At 72.2% G+C, this 19,567-nt stretch carries 25 protein-coding genes and 1 pseudogene; 21 read left to right on the top strand and 5 right to left on the bottom strand.

All coding sequences use genetic code 11. The annotated features are described in order from the left end of the window. The first annotated feature begins 33 nt into the window (after positions 1–33). Entirely contained in the window at positions 34–810 is a 777-nt protein-coding gene (locus BJP40_RS04615; RefSeq protein ID WP_079170915.1) for an NUDIX domain-containing protein, read from the top strand. Here BJP40_RS04615 and BJP40_RS04610 read toward each other — a convergent pair. Next, positions 794–1,927, bottom strand: a complete 1,134-nt coding sequence (locus tag BJP40_RS04610; protein ID WP_071278792.1) for a helix-turn-helix transcriptional regulator — start codon at positions 1,925–1,927, stop codon at positions 794–796. The two genes, BJP40_RS04615 and BJP40_RS04610, sit on opposite strands and share 17 nt — an antisense overlap. Positions 1,928–2,513: 586 nt before the next feature. Between BJP40_RS04610 and BJP40_RS04605 the strand changes: the two genes are divergently transcribed. From BJP40_RS04605 to BJP40_RS04535, 18 genes and pseudogenes are all read left to right on the top strand, one after another. Further along, the gene (locus tag BJP40_RS04605; RefSeq protein WP_071278790.1) at positions 2,514–2,780 is read left to right on the top strand and encodes a DUF6284 family protein; all 267 of its coding nucleotides are present in this window, start codon (positions 2,514–2,516) and stop codon (positions 2,778–2,780) included. Then, entirely contained in the window at positions 2,777–3,103 is a 327-nt protein-coding gene (locus BJP40_RS04600; RefSeq protein WP_079170914.1) for a DUF6303 family protein, read from the top strand. The genes BJP40_RS04605 and BJP40_RS04600 overlap by 4 nt, the downstream gene beginning before the upstream one ends. Further along, complete coding sequence (locus BJP40_RS04595) at positions 3,100–4,239, top strand: conjugal transfer protein (RefSeq protein WP_071278788.1); 1,140 nt, start codon at positions 3,100–3,102, stop codon at positions 4,237–4,239. Before BJP40_RS04600 ends, BJP40_RS04595 begins: the two co-directional genes overlap by 4 nt. Before the next feature lie 22 nt (positions 4,240–4,261). Continuing rightward, positions 4,262–4,492: pseudogene (locus BJP40_RS35235) on the top strand (DNA cytosine methyltransferase); the annotation flags it as partial. Position 4,493: 1 nt separating this feature from the next. Then, positions 4,494–4,964, top strand: a complete 471-nt coding sequence (locus tag BJP40_RS35230; RefSeq protein ID WP_256220632.1) for a hypothetical protein — start codon at positions 4,494–4,496, stop codon at positions 4,962–4,964. 23 nt (positions 4,965–4,987) lie between these two features. Then, a complete protein-coding gene (locus BJP40_RS35225; RefSeq protein ID WP_256220631.1) occupies positions 4,988–5,164 on the top strand; it encodes a hypothetical protein in 177 nt (58 codons plus the stop codon). After that, positions 5,148–5,492 carry a DUF6251 family protein gene (locus BJP40_RS04585; RefSeq protein ID WP_071278786.1) on the top strand — a complete coding sequence of 115 codons (345 nt, stop codon included), beginning with the start codon at positions 5,148–5,150 and terminating at the stop codon, positions 5,490–5,492. Before BJP40_RS35225 ends, BJP40_RS04585 begins: the two co-directional genes overlap by 17 nt. A gap of 1 nt (position 5,493) precedes the next feature. Beyond that, positions 5,494–5,685, top strand: a complete 192-nt coding sequence (locus BJP40_RS04580) for a hypothetical protein (RefSeq protein ID WP_071278783.1) — start codon at positions 5,494–5,496, stop codon at positions 5,683–5,685. A gap of 77 nt (positions 5,686–5,762) precedes the next feature. Then, positions 5,763–5,957, top strand: coding sequence for a hypothetical protein (locus BJP40_RS04575; RefSeq protein WP_071278781.1), 195 nt, complete (start codon positions 5,763–5,765; stop codon positions 5,955–5,957). 19 nt (positions 5,958–5,976) lie between these two features. Continuing rightward, entirely contained in the window at positions 5,977–6,192 is a 216-nt protein-coding gene (locus tag BJP40_RS04570) for a hypothetical protein (protein WP_071278779.1), read from the top strand. 92 nt (positions 6,193–6,284) lie between these two features. After that, on the top strand, positions 6,285–8,426 hold the full coding sequence (locus BJP40_RS04565) for a cell division protein FtsK (protein ID WP_071278777.1): 2,142 nt from the start codon (positions 6,285–6,287) through the stop codon (positions 8,424–8,426). A gap of 223 nt (positions 8,427–8,649) precedes the next feature. Beyond that, positions 8,650–8,928: a hypothetical protein gene (locus BJP40_RS04560; RefSeq protein WP_071278775.1), complete on the top strand. Its 279-nt coding sequence runs from the start codon at positions 8,650–8,652 to the stop codon at positions 8,926–8,928. A 12-nt stretch (positions 8,929–8,940) separates the two neighbouring features. Continuing rightward, entirely contained in the window at positions 8,941–9,105 is a 165-nt protein-coding gene (locus tag BJP40_RS33965) for a hypothetical protein (RefSeq protein WP_177204299.1), read from the top strand. Between the two features lie 79 nt (positions 9,106–9,184). After that, positions 9,185–10,096: a bifunctional DNA primase/polymerase gene (locus tag BJP40_RS04555; protein ID WP_071278773.1), complete on the top strand. Its 912-nt coding sequence runs from the start codon at positions 9,185–9,187 to the stop codon at positions 10,094–10,096. Beyond that, complete coding sequence (locus BJP40_RS33960; protein ID WP_071278771.1) at positions 10,093–10,440, top strand: hypothetical protein; 348 nt, start codon at positions 10,093–10,095, stop codon at positions 10,438–10,440. The genes BJP40_RS04555 and BJP40_RS33960 overlap by 4 nt, the downstream gene beginning before the upstream one ends. Then, positions 10,437–11,684 carry a DUF3631 domain-containing protein gene (locus BJP40_RS04545; RefSeq protein ID WP_071278770.1) on the top strand — a complete coding sequence of 416 codons (1,248 nt, stop codon included), beginning with the start codon at positions 10,437–10,439 and terminating at the stop codon, positions 11,682–11,684. Before BJP40_RS33960 ends, BJP40_RS04545 begins: the two co-directional genes overlap by 4 nt. A gap of 185 nt (positions 11,685–11,869) precedes the next feature. Then, positions 11,870–12,088, top strand: coding sequence for a helix-turn-helix domain-containing protein (locus BJP40_RS04540; protein ID WP_071278768.1), 219 nt, complete (start codon positions 11,870–11,872; stop codon positions 12,086–12,088). 203 nt (positions 12,089–12,291) lie between these two features. Further along, a complete protein-coding gene (locus BJP40_RS04535) occupies positions 12,292–13,338 on the top strand; it encodes a tyrosine-type recombinase/integrase (protein WP_371258598.1) in 1,047 nt (348 codons plus the stop codon). A 351-nt stretch (positions 13,339–13,689) separates the two neighbouring features. On the opposite strand, the gene BJP40_RS04530 is transcribed toward BJP40_RS04535, so the two are convergent. Then, a complete protein-coding gene (locus BJP40_RS04530; protein ID WP_071278765.1) occupies positions 13,690–14,169 on the bottom strand; it encodes a DUF402 domain-containing protein in 480 nt (159 codons plus the stop codon). Next, positions 14,150–15,073, bottom strand: coding sequence for a GNAT family N-acetyltransferase (locus tag BJP40_RS04525; protein ID WP_071278764.1), 924 nt, complete (start codon positions 15,071–15,073; stop codon positions 14,150–14,152). Before BJP40_RS04525 ends, BJP40_RS04530 begins: the two co-directional genes overlap by 20 nt. A 71-nt stretch (positions 15,074–15,144) precedes the next feature. Between BJP40_RS04525 and BJP40_RS04520 the strand changes: the two genes are divergently transcribed. Continuing rightward, positions 15,145–15,519, top strand: coding sequence for a GntR family transcriptional regulator (locus tag BJP40_RS04520; protein WP_071278762.1), 375 nt, complete (start codon positions 15,145–15,147; stop codon positions 15,517–15,519). A gap of 101 nt (positions 15,520–15,620) precedes the next feature. Here BJP40_RS04520 and BJP40_RS04515 read toward each other — a convergent pair whose 3' ends face one another. Next, positions 15,621–16,712 carry a DUF5925 domain-containing protein gene (locus BJP40_RS04515; protein WP_071264012.1) on the bottom strand — a complete coding sequence of 364 codons (1,092 nt, stop codon included), beginning with the start codon at positions 16,710–16,712 and terminating at the stop codon, positions 15,621–15,623. Positions 16,713–17,361: 649 nt separating this feature from the next. Here BJP40_RS04515 and BJP40_RS04510 point away from each other — a divergent pair. Continuing rightward, the gene (locus BJP40_RS04510; RefSeq protein WP_071278761.1) at positions 17,362–18,171 is read left to right on the top strand and encodes an SGNH/GDSL hydrolase family protein; all 810 of its coding nucleotides are present in this window, start codon (positions 17,362–17,364) and stop codon (positions 18,169–18,171) included. Here the strand turns inward: BJP40_RS04510 and BJP40_RS04505 are convergent. Then, positions 18,141–19,223, bottom strand: coding sequence for a hypothetical protein (locus BJP40_RS04505; RefSeq protein WP_071278759.1), 1,083 nt, complete (start codon positions 19,221–19,223; stop codon positions 18,141–18,143). The two genes, BJP40_RS04510 and BJP40_RS04505, sit on opposite strands and share 31 nt — an antisense overlap. Positions 19,224–19,567 lie beyond the last annotated feature (344 nt).

Genomic DNA, 19,567 nt, shown 5'->3' with positions numbered 1-19,567 from the left:
ACGCGCCAGACGACGAAAGGGAGTGCACTCAGGATGGGTCCGAAGTCCACGAGGGTGTACGAGGCGATCCGGGAATGGATCACCTCGGGCAAGCTGGCTCCCGGAGACAAGCTTCCCTCCGAGCGGACCATGACCGCTGACCTCGACATCGGCCGGACAGCGCTCCGGCAGGTACTCGCGCGTTTGGCCAGTGAGCGCCTGATTGTCGCGTACGGGCGTAGCTCCTATCGCGTGGCTGGTGGCGTCAGTATCGAGACGCCCCCGGAGGGACAGCCGTGGCAAATCCACGGGAGTCGCACCATCTACGACAACCGGTGGGTCAGCCTCGACCTGGTCGATGTTGAACCGCCGGGCGTGGAGCGTTTCGAGCACCACGTGGTGCGTCTGCACAGGGTGGCCATCTCGGCTGTGCTGGACGATCAGGACCGGGTGCTGATGCTGTGGCGGTATCGCTTCGTCCCGCAGCAGTGGGGGTGGGAACTCCCTGGCGGGATCGTGGACGAGGGCGAGGATTCCCTGACGACCGCACTACGTGAGACCGAGGAAGAGACTGGCTGGCGCCCGCGGTCGCTGGAGCATGTGGTGACCTATCAGCCCATGGTGGGCATGGTCGACTCCCCGCATGAGATCTTCATGGGGCGCGGCGCCGATCTGGTGGGGGAGCCCAGCGACGCCGAAGAGGCCGGCCACGTCGAATGGGTGCCGCTGGCGGACATCCCTGGGCTGATGGCAGACGGCAAGCTCATGGGGTCCGGCACGCTGGTTGGACTGCTGCATGTCCTGGCGAGTGCGCCTACAACCGGTCGCTGAGCTGGTCAATGCGCCGACGCTGGCGAACCGAGCCCGTACGGTTCGCCAGTAGACGTGCCTGACGCAGGTGGTCACGTGCCTGGCCGAACTCTTCACGGACCAGGTGTGCCTGTGCCAGGTCGCAATGCAGCCCTGCCTTGGCTCGAACAAAGGAGGGGTCCGTCGCCTTGAGCGCATCGTAGAGACGCTCCATGGCTTCGCCGTCACCGAGGGAGGCGAGGACGTTTCCGTGCCACCGCGCGAGGTGGGCGTGGTTGAGGAAGATGCTCAGCATGTCCGGGTCCCGTACGTCCTCGCCCCCGGGCAGGCTTGCGACGGCCACGTCCAGCGCCCTGCGGGAGTCATCCGGGAACCCCGCCTTGGCGCAGATCTCTGCCTCCGCCGCGGAGAGCCACGCCCGAAGTCGGGGTGAGAGTCGCTGGCCACCGCGTTGCTGGGCGTCTCTCACGAGCTGCACCGCCAGCTCTGGCCGACCGGCATCACAGAGCACGTACGCCTGCTCGCCCATCGCGTGCGCCAAGTACATCGGCGCATCGGCCTCCTGGGCGGCGCGTTTGCCCAGCTCGTAGTGTCGCCACGCGCGCTCGATCGCCCCCGCGTCCAGGGCTTGCCACGCCGCCAGAGTGGCAGCGCCGGCGAGCGCGACGGCGACCGGCTTCCGCGTGTCCGGCAGTACGGCGAAGGTCAGTGCCTCTTCGAGCGCTGACAGGTGCCCAGTCATTTGGTCGACCAGCGAGGCTGCGCCCATCTGCCGGTCCAAGGTGCGCAGGAGTTCCGTCTGGTCCATGAAGGTCTTGACCATGGACTGACTCACGCTTCGAGCTGAATCGATGCGGCTCAGCAGGTCGTCGTAGCCGTCGGCAAGTTGGGGCTGAGCGGGAGAAGGCTCGCCATTCAGCTCTGGGTCGGTTACCCCCAGCAGCGGGCGCAGGATGGCCCCGTACCGCTCGGAGATGGATCGCCGTCCGTTCTCCCACTCCGACACGTACACGCGGAGGCTGGCCGTGGTCGCCACGTCGAGTAGGTGCCTCTCCGCGTAGTGCTGGATCTCTCGCACCAAGCGCTCTTGCGACCAGCCGCGCGCCGTGCGCGCTGCTCGAAGTCCCCGGCTGCTCATGCGTGTGACCTCCGCTGGCAGTACACGGCCCCAACCCGCGTTCGCGTCGGTGCAGGTCAGAAGGGGTTAACGCCCTTGAGGTTAACCCCTGTTGGCTACACGCGCATGGGTGTTGGGCCGTTTCCTGGAGTCCGTCAGGAGCCACCGCGAGGTCTCGAAAGGCCGAAGGGCTTGCATCTGGTGCGCACCAGATGCATCCTACTGGTGCGCACCAGATGAGCCCGCTGGGTTCGGCTTCTGGCAGTGCACCGCTGCGCCCGGAGGAAAGCCCGAGGGGGTGAGTACGAAGGCAGCGCTAGCTCCTTGAGAACTCCACAGAGTGCTGAGGATTCGTCGCCTCTCCTCGCTGCAAGCAGGCGGCGCGCACGGCCAGCAGGCCGTGCGCAGAACAGTGCATTCCAACCACTCCGCAGCTCCGTACTGCGGCCGGTTGCCTCCTCCGCCCGTCCGGCCCCCGCGTGGGTGCCGTACGGGCGGGGTTGAGGGGAGCCGGAGCGAGATTCCGCTCTTCCACAAGAGACGGCCCCGGTGGTGGTGCACCGGAGCCGTCGTGTGGGCCGTTCCTGTGTGAAGGGAGCACGACCCAATGAAGTTCATCGTTGCACTTCAGGCGGCTGTTACGGCCGTTCCGTTTGATGGTGAGCCGTCGGACGGCGAGTTGGACGCGATCGAGCAGGAGTTGCCGCTGATCCTGGCGGAGGTCGACCTGCTCGACGCGCAGATCATGACCCTCGACCGCCCGGCCACGGTGCTGGACGAGCGGCGTATCCGCCGGGCCCACAACCGGGTCATGGTTGAGCGCCGCAACCTCACCAACCGCGCCGGCGCGGGGCTGGCGGGCGGTGCCGCATGAAGCGTGTGCTTGGCGCGCAGCTCAGCCTGCGGTGCTGCGGAACGACCTACCCGCGACCCACCGCGGGGCCGTGCTGGCAGGTGTACGTGGTGATGACGGGGTTGGTGAGCGAGTGGCCGACGTACACGTGGCCGCCGTCGCTGGAGATCCCGACCCCCGCGCAGCGTGAGGCGGCGCTCGCAGAGCTGGGCTACACGCTGGCCGACGGCGCCGGGTGGGAGTGGAGCGAGGACACCGGCCCGGAGTACCACGACCACCCGGCCCGCATCGCCCTGCTCGCCTCCGCCCACGTGGAGCCCCTCGGGAACGGGGGCGCGTCATGACCTCGACGGGTAGGCCGCTGTCCCGGGTGCAGCGGGTCGTGCTGGGGTTGGCGTTCGTGCCGATGCTCGCCACCGGCGGTGCCGGCGCGTACGGCACCTACACCAACATCAAAGCCGCCTACGGTTCCGGCACAGCCGTCGGAGCGGTCGCGGCCGGTGAAGGCGCGACCGCGGTGCTGGCGATCGTGCTGCTCGGGTTGACGCTGCTGGGGCAGTCCGCCCCCACGGTGGTTCGGGTGGGGCTGTGGGCGCTTCCGGCCGCTGCTTCCGCCATGTCGGCGATGGCCGCGACCGGCCCGGGCGAGATGGTCATCTACGCGCTGACCCCGTTGGGCATGACGGCTGCGGCGGAGGGTGCGGCATTCCTGGCGCGGCGGATCGTGGTCTACCGCGATGGCCGCGACGCCGAGGCTGAGCGGCGGGTGGCGGAAGTCGTCCAGGCTTTGGCGTATCACCGGGCGCGGGCCGCGAACCACCCCGATGAGAAGGTGCGGCGCCGGTCGGACCTGGAGTCGTGGAAGCTCGCCCGGAAGGTCGGCGCCGGTGACCTCGCGTTGGGTGAGGCGCTGCTCGATGTGCAGCGCGCCCAGCTCACCGGCGGCGCCGCCGCTGCTCTGGCCGCCATGTACGCCATCACCCCCACTTCGGTCGACCACACACACGCGGTGAAGGTCGATGTGGAGGTGGATCGGTCCACCCGACCGATCCACCTCCAGAATGCGGAGGAATCGACCCAGACCGGTAGGGAACGGTCTACCTCTGAGCAGGCCGAACCCGCCCTTGCACCCGCCCCCGCACCAGCGGCCCCAGACGAGCGGGAAGAGCCCGCCCTGCACCCCGCTGCGGAGCCCGTGGAGTCGACCCCGTCGACGGGGTCGACTGGTGTCGCGGTGGTGCGGGCGGTCGCCGCGGAGCAGGCGGCGGTGCAGCGGGTGACGCGCCGGATCCCGCAGGCCGCCAAGTCGACCCGCCCCCGGCGCTCGAAGGATGAGTTGCTGGCCGAGGCGCGGCAGTTCACCGAGGCGTGGCCGGTCGAGCATCTGACCGCGGATCGGATCCGTAAGGCGCTGCGTACGTCTCCGGAGAAGGGGCGGTGGCTGCGCGACACCCTGAAGGCCGAGCGGGCCGCGGCGTGAGCGGGCTGCGGATCGGGCGGACGTGGAGCCGGTCGACATCGTGTGCGGCGGGTATCCGTGCCAGCCGTTCTCCCTTGCCGGCAAGCGGAAAGGAACCGCCGATGAGCGGCACATCTGGCCGTACATCGCCAACGCCCTTCGCGTTCTACGACCCCGCATCGCAGTCTTTGAGAACGTCGCAAACCACCTTCGACTGGGGTTTGCCGATGTCCTCGCCGACCTTGCCCGCCTCGGGTTCGATGCGGAGTGGTGCGTTGTACGCGCGTCGGAGGTCGGCGCTGCTCACGACCGACGCCGCCTCTTCCTCCTCGCGCGGCCTGCCGACCCCCAGGGCCCGCGACAGCCGGGGGAAGGGCTTCGAGGACGCGCTGCCGAACGTGGTCGCCCTGCTGCCGACGCCGACAGCATCGGAGGCGACCGGCCCGGGCCACGCGGCCAGGGGCGGGATGAACCTGCGGCACACGGTGACGCTCCTGCCCACCCCGCGCGCCTCGGACGGCGAGAAGGGCGACCTGGCCCTGCCGTCTGCGATGGTGCGGCTGCTGCCGACACCGACCGCGACGGACGCGAAGAGCAGCAGCGGCGCAAACCCGGCATGGGGACATGGGGAGACCCTGACGGACGCGGCCCGGAGCGTTGGGGCCGTTTCGCCCCCGCCGTCGCCCGCTGGGAGCAGGCCACCGGACGCTGTGCCCCCTGGGCAACTGACGATCGAGGACGCCTGAGCCCCACCTTCGTGGAGTGGCTGATGGGCCTCCCGACCGGCCACGTCACCCAGGTCCCCGGCCTAACCCGCACACAGCAACTCAAAGCACTCGGCAACGGCGTCGTGCCGCAGCAGGCCGAAGCCGCCATCCGCCTCCTGACCACCCAGACCGCCGACCTGGCCGCACCCGCTAGGAGACCTCGTGGAATCGCTGCCTGAACCCGCCTGGGTCGTACAGCTCCCGGACGGCACCTACGCCTACACCCGCCCCACCGACCTGCCCGTGCAGGCGCAGGTGCCGGTGGTGCAGCACATCCACCACGCGCCGCCGGATCGCACCGTGCAGCGCATTGCGCTCGGGGCCGGGGTCGGTGCCGGGACGGTGGCGGCCGGGGTCTACTTCGGCCCCCTCCTTGTCGGCGTGCTGACCGCCATCGCCGCGAACCTTGCCCTCCTCGCCTTCCTCGCCGCGGTGTGCGCCTGGGGCGTCGTCACGGTCGTGAAGAACCTCGACAGCCGCGGCCGCGCGGGTAAGGGGAGGGGCTGACATGACGTTCAAGGCCGGCGACAAGGTCCGGATCGTCGCGTGCGAGGACGACCCCCGTGCCGTGGGGCGGACGGGCCGGATCCTGGACGAGGTCCCGCCCGGCCCCCTCACCGACGGCCGCTGGACCGTGGACCGGATCGCGTTCTGGATCGCCCCCGTCCTCGCCCACACCCACGAACTGCGGCCCGCCTGACGGCCGCCTGCCCCGCCCGCGAGCTGCGGACGGGGTGGGGAGCCGGACAGTCCGGCCCAGACAAGGGGGACCCCGAGGTGAGCACCACCCGCGAACAGTTCGCCGTCGCCGCGGTCCGGGCGGGACGGGAGATGGTCCGCGCCGCCGCCGCGTTCGGCGTCGACTCCGTGCCCGCCCGGCGGGCCGCCCAGCGCGCCCAGCGCGCCTTGGACGCGGCCGAGTCGGCCGGATGCACCCGCGCCGACTATGCCCGCGCACGCCGCACCCACTGACCACGAAGGAGCACCCGCCATGGGCCTGTTCTCCCGCAAGCAGAAGACCGCCACCACCGCCAGCACCTCCGAGGCCGTGACGATCAGCGGTACGGACCTGGACCACGCTGCCCGCGAGCTGAACCGCGGCAATCAGAAGCCCGCGGACGACCTCCTCGACCGCGTCGGCAACGACACGGTCCTGCGCCGGTGCATCGCGATGCGGATCCTCGGCGCGTCGATCGACCAGCAGTAGCCACGCCCCGGGGTGGCCGACAGCCGCCAAGCATTCACCGGCCGCCCCGGGCCCCTCATCCGCCCTGTTGCAGCAGACAGGAGACACCCAGCATGACGGACAACGTCGTACACCTCTTCAAAGACCCACTCCCCACCACCGACCCGGCCCCCGCCCAGGTCACCCCGATCGCCCCGACGCCCGCTGCGGTGCCGCGGCAGGCCTCCGAGGCCCGTCCGCAGCCGGTGTGGCGCCGCAGCGGTCGGGCGGTGGCCCGTGCGGTGCGGGACGAGCGGACGCGGACCGCTGCACGCGTCGCGGTCCGGCACGGCTCCTACGTGGTCGGCGGTACCCGGATCGTCGCCCGACGGGCGTGGGACGGCCGCACCGCCGCCCGCTACGAGCGGATGATCCGCGCGGCTGAAGCCGCGGGGAATCTGGAGGCGGCGGCGGAGTGGGAGGAGCGGGGGCGGCAGTACCGGGCGGCGCGGCATCAGCGGCGTATGGAGTTGCTGACGTCTCCGGAGCGGGTGGTGAAGAACGCCGCCTACGCCGCCGGCGGCACCGTGGGCGGTCTGCTCCTTCTCGGTGTCGGGCTCGCTGCGGCGACGAAGCAGCCGGGTGATGTGGTGACGCCGCTGATGGCGATGGTGGAGTTCATCGAATGGCTCGTGGTCATCGTGACGGTCGTGTGGGGTCCGGCGGTGGCGGTGGCGCCGTGGCTGGCCCTGTCCGGGCTGTGGGCCCTCGGGCGTCACCAGCAGGCGGCCCCGCAGTGGGCCCTGCCCGCCCAGCAGCGCAGCAGCGACGCAGGCGCCCCGATCACCCCGTCCATCGTCGTCACCGCCCTGCGGGACCTCGGTATCGCGCCGCTGCGGAAGGCCATCAAGGAGATGGGTGATGCCGGCGCCGCCATGCTCAGCCCGATCAAGATCGCCGGATGCGGCGTGGAAGTCGATGTCACCCTGCCCTCAGGGGTGTCGACGCAGGAGGTACAGGGCAGGCGGCGCAAGCTCGCGGAGAACCTGGCCCGGCACGAGCACGAAGTGTTCATCACCATCCCCCAAGCGGCCCGCACCGTCCGGCTGTGGATCGCTGATTCGGGGGCGCTGGACGAGCCGATCGGCCCCTCCCCGCTCGTTCTCGATGCGGATCTGCGGGCCGACTACAAGAAGGGCAAGGCCCCGTGGGGGCAGGACCTGCGCGGTGACGCCGCGGCTCTGAGCCTGTATCAGCGGCACATGCTGGTCACCGGTCTGTCCAACCAGGGCAAGACCGCCGCCGTCCGGGCCCTGGCCCTGTGGCTGGCGCTGGATCCCACGGTGGAGTTCAGGGTGGCGGACCTGAAGGGTGCGGGGGACTGGGCGATGTTCGACGGGATCGCCACCGTCCTCATCCAGGGCCCCACCGACGACCACGTCATCCAGGCCACTGAGATGGTCGAATCCGGGGTGAGCGAGATGGAGCGGCGCCTGACCGCCCCGCCCGGCACCGCGTTCCCGCCGCTGATCGTGCTGGTGGACGAGGCGCAGGTGGCGTTCATGTGTCCGGCCGTGGACGAGGACAAGCGCCCCTACGGCGGCTCCAAGGCCACGTCCCGCTACTTCATGGCCGCCCGGAAGATCCACAACCAGGGTCGGGCCGTGAACGTGCTGCTGTGGCAGGGCACCCAGGACCCCACCGACCAGAACCTGCCCAAGCTCGTGCGCGAAGGCGCCCACACCCGCGCATCCCTCGCCCTCGGCACCGAATCCCAGTCCCGCATGGCCCTGGGGGACAAAGCCGTCGACGGCGGCGCCGCCCCGCACCTGCTGCGCCAGGGCCTGGACAAGGGCACCCTCGTCGTCGCCTCCGACGGCATCGCCATCCCCGCCGGACAGGCATCCATCACCGTCCGGACGCACTACATCGACACCGAGCAGGCCACCGAGATCGCCGCCCGCGCACGGGCCCTGCGCGACGGAGTCACCACCCTCACCGTCCTCGACACCGACGAGCCGACCGACCCCCTCACGGACATCGCCCACGTCATCGGCACCGCACCCCGCGTGCTCACCCAGGACGTGCTGCAGCGGCTCGCCACCGCCAACCCGACCGCGTACGGGTCGTGGACGCACGCCGACCTCAAGCGCGTCCTGGAGGGCACCGGGGCGGAGCCGTACAAGTCCGACGGCCGCATGGTCATCAGCCGCGACCGCATCACCCGAGCCCTCACCAACCGCAGCGCCGAAGGTTCCGCTTCCGCCGCCCAGTAGAGGGAAGCGCACCCCACACCGGCCAGGGAGGCAGGGAGAACTCCCTAACCCCCTCCCTAACCCGCATCCCTCCCCCTGACCTGCGCAAACGACCTTGCAGGGAGGCAGGGAGGCGCCCCAGCTCACAGCCCCGAAACCCCCGTTCCGGCACGCGCCAAGGGGGGTGTATCTGCCTCCCTGAGCGACGGGCCAGCACCATTCCGCTTCCCGTCACGGAGCCGCCATGCGACCGCGCATCCGCACGACCACCTGGCCCCGCCGGGCCCTGATTCTGACCGACACCCCTCGCCCCGACTGCCCCGGCTGCCGGGGCGAGGGAGGCCACAACTACGACTACGGCGACCCCTTCACCGGCGAGTACGAGGGCACCGAGTGGGAGCCCTGCCCCTGCTGGAACGAAGACCGCCGCTGGATCCTGCTGCCCCTCCCGTACCTGTCCCGCCGACGCCGCACGAGCCCCGACCCGTGGGGCGGCGGCTACAGCGACGAACCGCCCTTCTAACCCGGAGACCCCGTGACCTTCGACATCCGCATCATCTGCGACCACGACGACGCCGACCGCATCACGGCCGCGCTCGCCCAGGTCCTCACCACCGGCCCCGCACGCACCTACCCCACCCGCGACGGCATGCGCACCCGCCTCTACATCACCGCCGACCACCGCGACACCGACCAGTAGCAAGCCAAGGGCGGCCCCTCTCGCCAAAGACCGGGCCGCCCTCTCATCCAGCACATTCCACTGAACTGGAGACACCAGCATGACCCAACCGACCGAAGACCGTCGAGCGTTACTACAGAACGCCGCCCTGGACGCCGCCGAAAGGGGCTGGCACGTCTTCCCGCTCCGGCCCGGCGTGAAGCGGCCCGCCCTCCACCGAGAAGAGCGCTGCCCCCGCACAGGGGCCTGCGCCGGTGGGCACCGCAAGTGGGAGCAGCGAGCCACCACCGACCCGGACCGCATCCGCGCTGCGTGGGCCACGGGCGCGTTCAACGTCGGCATCGCCACCGGCCCCTCGAACCTTGTCGTCGTCGACCTCGACATGCCCAAGGGCAAGGGCAGTTCGGACGCCCCTTGCGGGGCGACGACCTTTGGAGCGCTCTGCGAGCGCGCCGGGCAGGCCGTCCCCGCCACCCGGACGGTGCGGACCGCGACTGGCGGGACGCACCTGTACTTCACCGCCCCGCCCGGCATCCGGCTGACGAACACAGCGGGCACCCTCGCGCCGCTGGTGGACACCCGGGCCCACGGCGGGTACGTCGTCGCCCCCGGCAGCGCCACCCCCGCCGGGACGTACACGGTGGAGGACGACCGGCCCCCGGTCCCGCTGCCGGAATGGCTGTGCAGCCGTCTGGCGCGCCGTCATGCGTCGCGGGGCCTGAGCGTCGCGCCCGTGGCCGTGGGGGCGTCTCGGCGTGCCACAGCGGCTCTGAATGCCGAAACGGCCGCCGTGGCTGCCGCGTTCGAGGGCGGGCGGAACGCGCGGCTGCTTGCCGGTGCGCGGGCGATTGGGCGGTTCGTCGCGTGGGGCGACCTCCCCCGGGACGTGGTGGAGGAGGCGTTTCAGGAGGCGGGCGAGGCTTCCGGGCTCCCGCCGGCCGAGTGCCGCGCCACCATCCGCAGCGCCCTGAACTGGTCCATCCGCACCGCCCGTCCCCGGGAGGTGGCATGAGCGACCAGGCCCGTCGCCCCACCCTGAAAAGCCTCCCCGCCGACGAACAGCCGCAGGAGGGCACCGGTATCCGCCCCGGCCTCCACGTCCGCATGAGCCTGCGCCCACCGGTCGCGGACTGGCTCTGCCGCTGTGGCCACCACGAACGCGCCGTCGGCAAGGCCGCCGTGAGCAAGCTGACCACGCGGGCACGGGCGTCGCACTGCCCCCACATCGCCCACGAGACCGCAGCGCCCACGGCGGAGGGCGGCCCGATGGGCGCCGCCCGTATGGGCGTCCGCTCTGTCACTGACCTGCACCTGCCCACCACCGCCGGTACGCCGGACAGGAGGACCGCCGCATGACCCCGAACACCACCCCGACCCCGGCGATCGACGGGGCCGCACTCCTGGACGAGGTCGAAGCCTTCCACCGCAAGTTCAACGTCTTCCCCCGGGAAGCCGCCTACGTCGCCGTCGTCCTGTGGGACGCCCACGCGCACCTGATCGACTGCTTCGAGACCACGCCCCGCATCGCGTTCCTCTCCCCGGAACCGGGGTCCGGGAAGTCGCGGGCGCTGGAGATCGTGGAACTCCTCACGCCCCGTCCGGTCAGTACCGTCTCGGCGTCCGCGAACGCCCTGTACCGGCTGGTCGACTCCGCCGAAGGGCTGCCCACGGTGCTCTTCGACGAGGTGGACACCATCTTCGGCCCGAAGGCCGGCGCGGACGAGGCGCTACGGGGCTTCCTGAATGCCGGGTACCGGCGCATCGGCGGCGCGCTGCGGTGCGTCGGGGACGGCTCCAACCAGAACGCCCAGGTCTTCGGCTCCTACTGCGCCGTGGCCATGGCGGGGCTCGGCTCCCTGCCCGACACGGTCCTGACCCGCTCGGTCATCATCCGCATGCGCAAGCGCGCCCCCAACGAGAAGGTCGAGCCCTACCGGCAGCGCATCCACGAGAAGCAGGGCCACGTCCTGCGTGACCAGCTCGCCAAGTGGGCGGACACCGTCCGCGACCGCGTCGCCAACGCGTGGCCCGAGATGCCCGAGGGCATCACCGACCGGCCCGCCGACGTGTGGGAACCGCTCCTCGCCGTGGCCGACGCCGCCGGCGGCACCTGGCCCACCCGGGCGCGGGCCGCCTGCCTGGAGCTGGTCCACGCCGCTCACGACAACGACGAGGCGTCCCTGGGGGTCCGGCTGCTCACCGACCTGCGTGACAAGGTGTTCTGCGGCGCCGACCGGATGCCCACCGCCGCCATCCTCGAATGCCTGCTCCGCATGGACGACGCCCCGTGGGGCGACCTGGACGACAAGCCGATCAACTCCCGCACCCTCGCCAAGATGCTCGGTCAGTACGTCACGCTGGCCAACAAGCCCATCAAGCCGCGCGGCATCCGCACCGCGTCCGGCTTCCCGAAGGGCTACTACGCCGAGGACCTCACGGACGCGTGGACGCGGTACTGCCCTCCGCCCCCCGGAGAATCCGCCACGTCCGCCACGTCCGCCACACCGCAGGTCAGCGGGGGTGAATCCGTGGCGGATACCGCCACGACGATCCGCCACACGCCCACGGAAAGCGCCACACAGCTCACCACCACCGGGTAGCGCGACCGGCCACGCCCCGTGCCGCCGCACCCGCCCGGGTGTGGCGGCACCTATCCGCCACAAGACCGCTATCCGCCACACGATCAAGGCTCTGACCTGCGATGTGGCGGCGTGGCGGACGTGGCGGATTCCCCGGAAGAGGACAGGCCCTCCCCAAGGGACAACGCCGAAGGAGTCTTGGACACATGGGAAAGGTCCCTGCCGCCTCCGCCGTCCAGCCCCGGCTTCACCGCGTCGAGGCTGCGGCTGAGCTGCTCGGAGTCAAACGCACCGTCATCTACGAACAGATCCGTCTCGGGCGGTTGCGAACGGTCCGGGTCGGGCGCCGTCGGCTCGTGCCGACGGAGTACATCGATGAGTACATCGAGTTGCTCAAGCGTGAGTCCGAAATGGCTGCTGCCTAACCAATCTTTTTGTGGGGCCGGGCGAATTCCAGTCCGGCCCCACCCTTACATAATCGCAAGGAAGATTCGTGAGTGAAACTGCTGGTCGCCCCCGAAAGGCGGCAAACGGAGAAGATTCGATCTATTGGGATAAGTCCAAGGGTCGATACGTAGGCGCCATCTCCTTGGGGAACACACCGGCTGGAAAGCGCAAGCGTCCCAAGGTGTCAGGCAAGACGAAGACGGAAGTGCGGGCGAAGTTGCGAGAGCTTCGCGCCGAACTGAAGCAGACGGGTGTCAAGTCGTCGGCCACGTACACGGTGGAACAGGCGGTGAATGATTGGCTGGCTAAGGGCCTCAAGGGGAGGGACCCGAACAGTGTCAGCACATACCGGAGCCTCGCGGTGAATCACGTCATTGCCGATCTGGGTAAGGCCAAACTGCGCGACCTGTCGGCCGATGCGGTTGACTGCTGGCTCGACGAAAAGTCCGAAGTGCTCGCCACTAGCTCAGTGGAGATGGTGCATTCGATTCTGCGGCGGGCTATCACTCACGCTCAACGTAACGACAACGTGGGAAGAAATGTGGCAGCACTGGTGGAGACCCCCGAAGGGCAAGTTGGCCGCCCCAGTAAGTCTCTGACGCTGGAGCAGGCCAAGGCGGTCCTGACCAGTACATCCCGTGGAGGCTGGATCCGCGCCTACGTGGTGGTGTCGCTGCTCGTGGGAATCCGCACGGAAGAGGTGAGGCCGCTCAAATGGAGCCGTGTGCATCTCTCGCCGGCCGATGGTGTGGTACCCCACATTGAGGTGTGGCGGTCGGTGCGCCGACGGGGCGAGATGAAGACACACAAGAGCCGACGCACCTTGGCAGTGCCGCGACAGGTGGTCGTCGTGCTGGAAGAGCTTCAGGCCGAGCAGCGGCGGAGGAGAGAGGCACTCGGGCTGGCATGGGACCCCGAGGGGTTCGTCTTCGGGACGGACAGCGGCGAACAGCGCACCGCCGACCAGGTTCGGCGGAGTTTCCGGGCGCTGCTGCGGCAGGCTGGTTTTGAGCAGCCCGAGAAGTGGACGCCCAGAGAACTGCGACACAGCTTCGTCTCGCTGCTCTCCGACCGTGGAATCCCGATCGAAGTCATCGCGCGGGTGGTTGGACACAGCACCACGGTGGTCACCGAGAAGGTCTACCGTAAGCAGTTGCGGCCCGTCATCACGGAGGGGGCGGAAGCCATGGAGGACATCTTCGACGACGGTAGGGCGGCTACCCCGTAGGTGTTCGTGTGGGGGGCCGCGCCGCCCGTGGCTCCCTCTTTGGCTCCCGGCCCGTGAGAATTCGCCGCTGCGCCGCAGCTCATGCGCCCGCCCACCTGCGGGGGTGATGGTCCTGCGGCACAGCGCGCCGTTTACGGAGACGCTAAGAGCACGCTCAGGAAGTGGCATGCGGGGGTGGTCGTCCCCCCTGCGTCAGACGATGTTCCCCGTCCGCCGCGGCCCGACCGGTGCCGGGGCGGGCGGCTCCCTCTGAGGCTCCCGGGGGGAGCCGCTGCCAGTGTCCGCGGGGGCCGCACCAGGCTCACGACGCGCGCCCTTCCGGCCCGCGTCCCCCACCCCCGAGGCTGCCCCCTACCGCAGCTCGCCGCCGCTGCGGGCGGTCCGCTCCAGTGCGTCCAGGGCCTCCCGTGCCCGGGCGGCGGCCTGCGGGTCGCGGTCCGTGAGGCCGCTCGCCTCGAACTCGTCCTCGTCCAGGCGCAGCACCAGGCCCCGGTCCGCCGAGACCCACAGGTCGAGGTCCAGGTCCTCCACCACCACCCGGCCCGCGGTCACCACCGCGGGCCGGGTGATGTCGCAGTACCAGCCCTTCAGCGTTCCGTCCGCGGCCCGCACCTCCTTCACCGAGTACCAGTGGTCCCGCCAGTAGTGCTCCGTGAACACGTCACCCGGCTCGAACCGCACGAACCCGAAGTCCCGGACCCCGTCACCCGCCCACGCGGCGCGGACCGTCACCACCGCGCCGTCGTCGGAGAGCAGCTCCGCCGGGTAGCGGATCTTGACGCGGCCCGCCTTGACGAGGACCACCTCCACCTCAGCCGAGTGCCCGGCCATACCGCACCTCCGTCCCGCACGGCTCGTACCCCAAGCGGGAGTTGACGGCCAGCATCGGGCCGTTGCCGTCGTCGTTGCTGGTGAACGCCTCCGTGCAGCCCGCCGCACGGGCGCGGCGCAGCGAGTCCGCCTTGACCAGTCCCGCCAGCCCCCGGCCGCGGTACGCCCGTAGTGTGCCGGTCATCCCCGACAGGTAGCGCCCCCGCCTGTCGACGTGGGCGGCGGTGAACGCCGCGACCCGGCCGTCGACCGTGGCCACGCTGGACAGCTCGTGGTCCAGGAGCGGGTGGTGCCACGTGTGCCGCAGCCACTCCTCGTAGTCGCCGAACTCCTCCGGCACGTCCGACGGTTCGTCCGCCGTCACCTCCGCGTCCGCCTCGAACATCGGCCGCGGGTCGTCCGCGAAGTCCGCGGCCGTGCACAGCGCGACGCCCGGCGGCAGCGTCTCCGGCGGCCCCGGCAGGGTGGCTCCCGCCAGGTCGAGCCGCTGGAAGCGCGCCGAGCGGCCCCGGCGGTAGCCGCGCCGCTCGGCGAACTCCCGGTGCTCCGGCAGGTCCAGCACCCAGGCGTGCAGCACCGTCGCGCCCTCTGCGGCCAGGTGCTCCTCCGCCACCCGCAGCAGCAGCCCGCCCACGCCGTGGCCCCGGTGCGCCGGGTGGACCATCGGCGAGGCGAACGCCCTGCCGGGCTCGGGACTGTCGTGGGCGATGCCCGCGTGCGACGCCCCGACGACCTGCCCGTCCCGCTCGGCGACCAGCAGCCGGTGCCGCCGCGCCGCGGGCGCGTTCCGTACCTGCGCGTGCAGCGACTCGGGCGTCTCCACCAGGAACGGCAGCACCGCCCGCCGCACGTCGACGATGCGCGGCAGGTCCTCGGGGCGTGCGTCCCGCACGATCACAGTCATGGCTGGGCACGCTACGGGAGGCGGCCGGGCGGCGCCCCCGGTTTTCCGCCCGCTGGGGGAGAATCGGGCACGTGAACCTGAAGATCGCCCTTGACCCGGACTCGGCGACCGCGCCGTTCGAACAACTCCGTGCCCAGATCGCCGAGCAGGCCCGCACCGGCCGGCTGCCGGTCGGCGGCAAGCTCCCCACCGTGCGCGCCCTGGCCGAGGAACTGGGCCTCGCGGCCAACACGGTCGCGAAGGCCTACCGCGTGCTGGAGGCGGACGGGGTGGTCGAGACGCGGGGCCGCGCCGGCACGTTCGTCGCCGCGGCGGGTGACGCCGCGGAGCGCCGCGCGGCCGCCTCGGCCGCGGCGTACGCCGCCGAGGCGAGCCGGCTGGGCCTCACGCGCGCCCAGGCGCAGTCCGCGATCACCGAGGCCCTGCGCGCGACGTACGGGGCCTGACGGTCGCCGTCCTCGCGGCCCGCCGGTCCCCGCCGCGGCGTCGGACGGGTACGTCCCCGGCGCGGGCGGCGCCTACCGGGACGGGCCGTCGGGCGCGGGTCTCACAGGTACAGGCCGTCGGCGGTGCGGCGGGGCTCCGGCAGGGACAGCGGGGACACCCCGCGGCGCAGGGCGTACAGCTCCGCCAGCGTCGCCCCGTCAGAGCCGACGCCCTCGTCGCTGCCCAGCCAGGCCACCGCCTCGGCGCGGTCCAGCGGGCCGACCTCCACCCGTGCCAGGCACCGCCCGGGCCGCACCACCGCCGGATGGAGCCGCTCCAGGTCCTCGTTGGTGGTGACCCCGACGAGGACGTTGCGGCCCTGCCCGAGCAGCCCGTCCGTCAGGTTCAGCAGACGGGACAGCGCCTGGCCCGCGGCCTCCTTGGCCTCGCCGCGGATCAGCTCGTCGCAGTCCTCCAGCAGCAGCAGCCGCCACCGGCCTTTCCCGGACTCCTCCTCCTCGCCGATCGCGATGTCCATCAGATAGCCGATGTCCGAGAACAGCCGCTCGGGGTCCAGCACGCAGTCGACCTGGCACCACTCCCGCCACTCCCGCGCGAGGGTGCGCAGCGCGGACGTCTTGCCGGTGCCGGGCGGGCCGTGCAGCAGCAGGAGGCGGCCCGCGATGTCGTCCGGCGTGGTCCCCATCAGCCGGTCCAGCGCGTCCGCGACCGGTGCCGTGTAGTTGTGCCGCACCTCCGGCCACGTCCCCGCGGAGATCTGCCGGGTCGTACGGTGCGGCCCGCGCCGCGGCGACAGGTACCAGAACCCCATGGCCACGTCGTCCGGCTGGGGTTCCGGCTCGTCCTGGGCGCCGTCGGTGGCGGCCGCCAGGATCCGTACGGCCAAGTCCTCGTCGACCGCGGTGACGGTGATGTCCGCGCCCCGGTTCCAGCGGGACACCAGCAGGGTCCAGCCGTCCCCCTCGGCGAGCACGGCGTTGCGGCTGTCGCCGTGCGCCGCGCGCAGCACCGTGGCGCCCGAAGGGAGGAGCGACGCGCCGGACTTGACGCGGTCGATCGAGCGGCTGCGCGCGTACGGCTGCTCCCCGGTCGTGAAGCGGCCGAGGAACAGCGCGTCCAGCACGTCCGAGGGCGAGTCGTTGTCGTCGACGGTGAGCCTGATCGGCAGGGCGTCCTGAGGATTGGCTGGCATGCGCCCATGATCCGGCACGGCCGCCGCCACCGCACCGGTTTTTGCCACCTGCCGGCCCCGGATCGCAGCAGCGCCACCGCCCTGCGGGTGCGGCGCGCTGCCGGGTATTCCTCGTAGCCGCCCAGCCGCCCAGCCGCCCAGCCGCCCAGCCGCCCAGCCGAAGCCGCGCGGCCCCGGTCCTTCACGAGCCGCCGGGACTGCCCGACGGTCGGGGGCGCTTGCTCCGGCGCGTACGGTCTGGGGCTCGGCCCCGGCCCGTCGCCGGCCGTGGGTGCCTGCGCGCGCACACGTGGTGCCCGGGGTGCCGCCCTCGTCGTACCGGCCACGCAGCCGGCCCGAGGGCACGGACGGAGCCGGCGGGAAGCGCGTGCCAGGGCGACGGGGGGTCATGGGTGATCCCCCGGGGACTCCGCTGTGGCGCGCGGCACTTGCGGCGCGGGCCGGTGGCAGGGATGCGGTGTCCGGGTCCGGTGCGCATCCCGTACAGGCAGGGGTGAGTCGGGGTGAAAGGTGCTTCCTGTGGGTGACCCGCGAGGGGCCGCGTGCCCCCAACGGAGTGAATTCGGTGCGGACACACGTCATGTGTATTGGCATGAACACGGCGACGCGCTACGACAGGGGTGCCGCATCCTGCCGAAGGGACCCCCCCATGAAGACATCCCGCACCGTCGCGCTCCTGTCCTCGCTCCTCCTCGGCTCCGCCCTCGCCCTCACCGGAGCGGGCGCCGCGCACGCCGACTCCACCACAGCCGCGGTCGACTACGTGGCGCTCGGCGACTCGTACTCGTCGGGCGTCGGCGCCGGCAACTACGACGGCTCCAGCGGCTCCTGCAAGCGCACCAACCGCGCGTACCCCGCCCTGTGGGCGGCGGCCAACGCCCCGTCGTCGTTCGCGTTCACCGCCTGCTCGGGCGCCCGCACGACCGACGTGACGGCCAACCAGCTCGGCCCCCTCAACGGCGGCACCGACCTCGTCTCCCTCACCGTGGGCGGCAACGACGCCGGGTTCGCCGACGTGATGACCACCTGCGTCCTGAACTCCGAGGCCACCTGCATCGCCCGCGTCAACGAGGCCAAGAACTACGTCGACTCGACCCTCCCCGCACGGCTCGACACCACCTACTCCGCCATCCGCTCCAAGGCCCCTTCCGCCCACGTCGTCGTCCTCGGCTACCCCCGCTTCTACAAGCTGAACGGCAGCTGCGTCGCCGGCCTCACCGAGAACGAGCGGCGCGCCATCAACGGCGGCGCCGACCACCTCAACGCCGCCCTCGCCAAGCGGGCCGCCGACCACGGCTTCACCTTCGCCGACGTGGCCCCGGCCTTCACCGGACACGAGATCTGCTCCGGCGCGTCCTGGCTGCACAGCGTCAACTGGCTGAACATCGGCGAGTCCTACCACCCGACCGCGAACGGCCAGTCCGGCGGCTACCTGCCGGTGTTCCGCAACGCCGCGTGACCCCCGGCCTGCGGCGCCGTGACGGTGGCGCCGTAGGCCGTACCGGTCGTGCCGTCCGGCGCGCTTCCGGTCGAACCGCCCGACGGGTCCCTGAGCGGGTCGTCGGGGGCACCCGCCCCTGACGGCCCGCCGTGGCTCCCGCTCACGGCACCGCCGTCCGAGTCGCCGCCCGCACCGGCGGTTCCGCCGCCGGACGGGCCACCGGCATCCCCGGGACCCGCGGTGGCCCCGCCCGGACCGCTCCCCCCGGTCGTGCCCCCGCCGCCGGACGGCGCGGTGCCGCCCGTGCCCCCGGTCGTCCCACCGGTCGAGCCGCCGTCCGTCCCACTGCCCGTGCCGCCGTCCGTCACGCCGGTCGTGCCGCCGTCCGCGGTGCCGCCGGTGGTGGTGCCCGCCGCGGTGCTGCCCGCTCGGCAGGTCACCGTGAACCACGCCCAGGCGGAGTGCGCCTGCGCCGGGCTGCGGACCTCCAGCCGTATCCGGTCCCGGTGCGTACCGCCCTCCCGGTACGCCCGCTCCGTGTGCGTGATCTGCGCCCGCGCCGGCTCCCCCTGCGCGGAGTCCGCGTCCAGGGTCCTCCAGTGCGCGCCCCCTTCGCCGCTCTCCGTCGCCCAGCGGTAGGCCACCGACGCGGGGCCCCGCCCCACCGTGACCGTGGCCGTGAAGTGCGGGGCCTCGTCCTCGTGCGGCGGGCACTGCCCGTGGTACGCGTCCCGTACGGTCCGCACGGCCACGTCCACCGACGGCGGCTCCGGATCGGGTGAACCCCCGTGGGCGCCCCCGGCCGTGCCGCCCAGGCCGACGCCACCGGTTCCGCCACCCGTGCCCGTGCCCGTGCCGGAGGCCGGGGCCGAAGCGGTGCCCGTCGCGGGCCCGGAGGCTCCGGCCGTCCCCGCCGACGGTGTGGCCGAGCCGTTGCCCGCCGGCGCCGCGGACGGCGCCGTGCCGCCCGCCTGCCCTCCGGGGTCGGCGGGGTCACGGTCCGTCAGCGGGGACACCAGGACGCCCAGCACCAGCACGAGGACCGCAGCGGCGGCCGCCGGCGCGGCCACCCGCCGGGTCCACGGCCGCGGTTCACCCTCACCCCCACGAGCCCGGGGGCCGCCTGCCCCGCGTCGGCCGTCCCCGCCGCCTCCACCACGGGGGCGGGACCCAGGGGCTCCGCCTCCCGGGCTCCCCATGCCGCGGCGCCTCCGGGATCCCGGACGGCCGTCCCCGTCCCCGTCCCCGACGCCGCCGGTGCCGGTGCCGGCCCCGGTCCGGTCCTCCGCGTCGCCGGGCCGATGCCCGCCTCCCGCGCCGCCGGGCGCGGTACCGCCGCGTGCACCGGTACCGGCGGTTCCGGCGTCGCCGCCGGACCCACGGGCTCCGTCCCGGCTCCCGCGTGCGCCGGCCC

The organism is Streptomyces sp. CC53 (genome assembly GCF_001865245.1).
In the GTDB taxonomy this organism is placed as follows: domain Bacteria; phylum Actinomycetota; class Actinomycetes; order Streptomycetales; family Streptomycetaceae; genus Streptomyces.
Note: the sequence above shows the minus strand (reverse complement) of the source record. Positions and strands in the feature narration are given on the sequence as shown.

Coding starts and splice junctions, on each gene's coding strand:
- BJP40_RS04525 (WP_071278764.1), bottom strand. CDS start 15,073: ATGACTGTGATCGTGCGGGACGCACGCCCCGAGGACCTGCCGCGCATC.
- BJP40_RS33960 (WP_071278771.1), top strand. CDS start 10,093: ATGAGCGACCAGGCCCGTCGCCCCACCCTGAAAAGCCTCCCCGCCGAC.
- BJP40_RS04530 (WP_071278765.1), bottom strand. CDS start 14,169: ATGGCCGGGCACTCGGCTGAGGTGGAGGTGGTCCTCGTCAAGGCGGGC.
- BJP40_RS04565 (WP_071278777.1), top strand. CDS start 6,285: ATGACGGACAACGTCGTACACCTCTTCAAAGACCCACTCCCCACCACC.
- BJP40_RS04540 (WP_071278768.1), top strand. CDS start 11,870: ATGGGAAAGGTCCCTGCCGCCTCCGCCGTCCAGCCCCGGCTTCACCGC.
- BJP40_RS04580 (WP_071278783.1), top strand. CDS start 5,494: ATGACGTTCAAGGCCGGCGACAAGGTCCGGATCGTCGCGTGCGAGGAC.
- BJP40_RS04545 (WP_071278770.1), top strand. CDS start 10,437: ATGACCCCGAACACCACCCCGACCCCGGCGATCGACGGGGCCGCACTC.
- BJP40_RS04615 (WP_079170915.1), top strand. CDS start 34: ATGGGTCCGAAGTCCACGAGGGTGTACGAGGCGATCCGGGAATGGATC.
- BJP40_RS04570 (WP_071278779.1), top strand. CDS start 5,977: ATGGGCCTGTTCTCCCGCAAGCAGAAGACCGCCACCACCGCCAGCACC.
- BJP40_RS04610 (WP_071278792.1), bottom strand. CDS start 1,927: ATGAGCAGCCGGGGACTTCGAGCAGCGCGCACGGCGCGCGGCTGGTCG.
- BJP40_RS04515 (WP_071264012.1), bottom strand. CDS start 16,712: ATGCCAGCCAATCCTCAGGACGCCCTGCCGATCAGGCTCACCGTCGAC.
- BJP40_RS04595 (WP_071278788.1), top strand. CDS start 3,100: ATGACCTCGACGGGTAGGCCGCTGTCCCGGGTGCAGCGGGTCGTGCTG.
- BJP40_RS04600 (WP_079170914.1), top strand. CDS start 2,777: ATGAAGCGTGTGCTTGGCGCGCAGCTCAGCCTGCGGTGCTGCGGAACG.
- BJP40_RS35225 (WP_256220631.1), top strand. CDS start 4,988: ATGGGCCTCCCGACCGGCCACGTCACCCAGGTCCCCGGCCTAACCCGC.
- BJP40_RS04560 (WP_071278775.1), top strand. CDS start 8,650: ATGCGACCGCGCATCCGCACGACCACCTGGCCCCGCCGGGCCCTGATT.
- BJP40_RS04510 (WP_071278761.1), top strand. CDS start 17,362: ATGAAGACATCCCGCACCGTCGCGCTCCTGTCCTCGCTCCTCCTCGGC.
- BJP40_RS04555 (WP_071278773.1), top strand. CDS start 9,185: ATGACCCAACCGACCGAAGACCGTCGAGCGTTACTACAGAACGCCGCC.
- BJP40_RS04605 (WP_071278790.1), top strand. CDS start 2,514: ATGAAGTTCATCGTTGCACTTCAGGCGGCTGTTACGGCCGTTCCGTTT.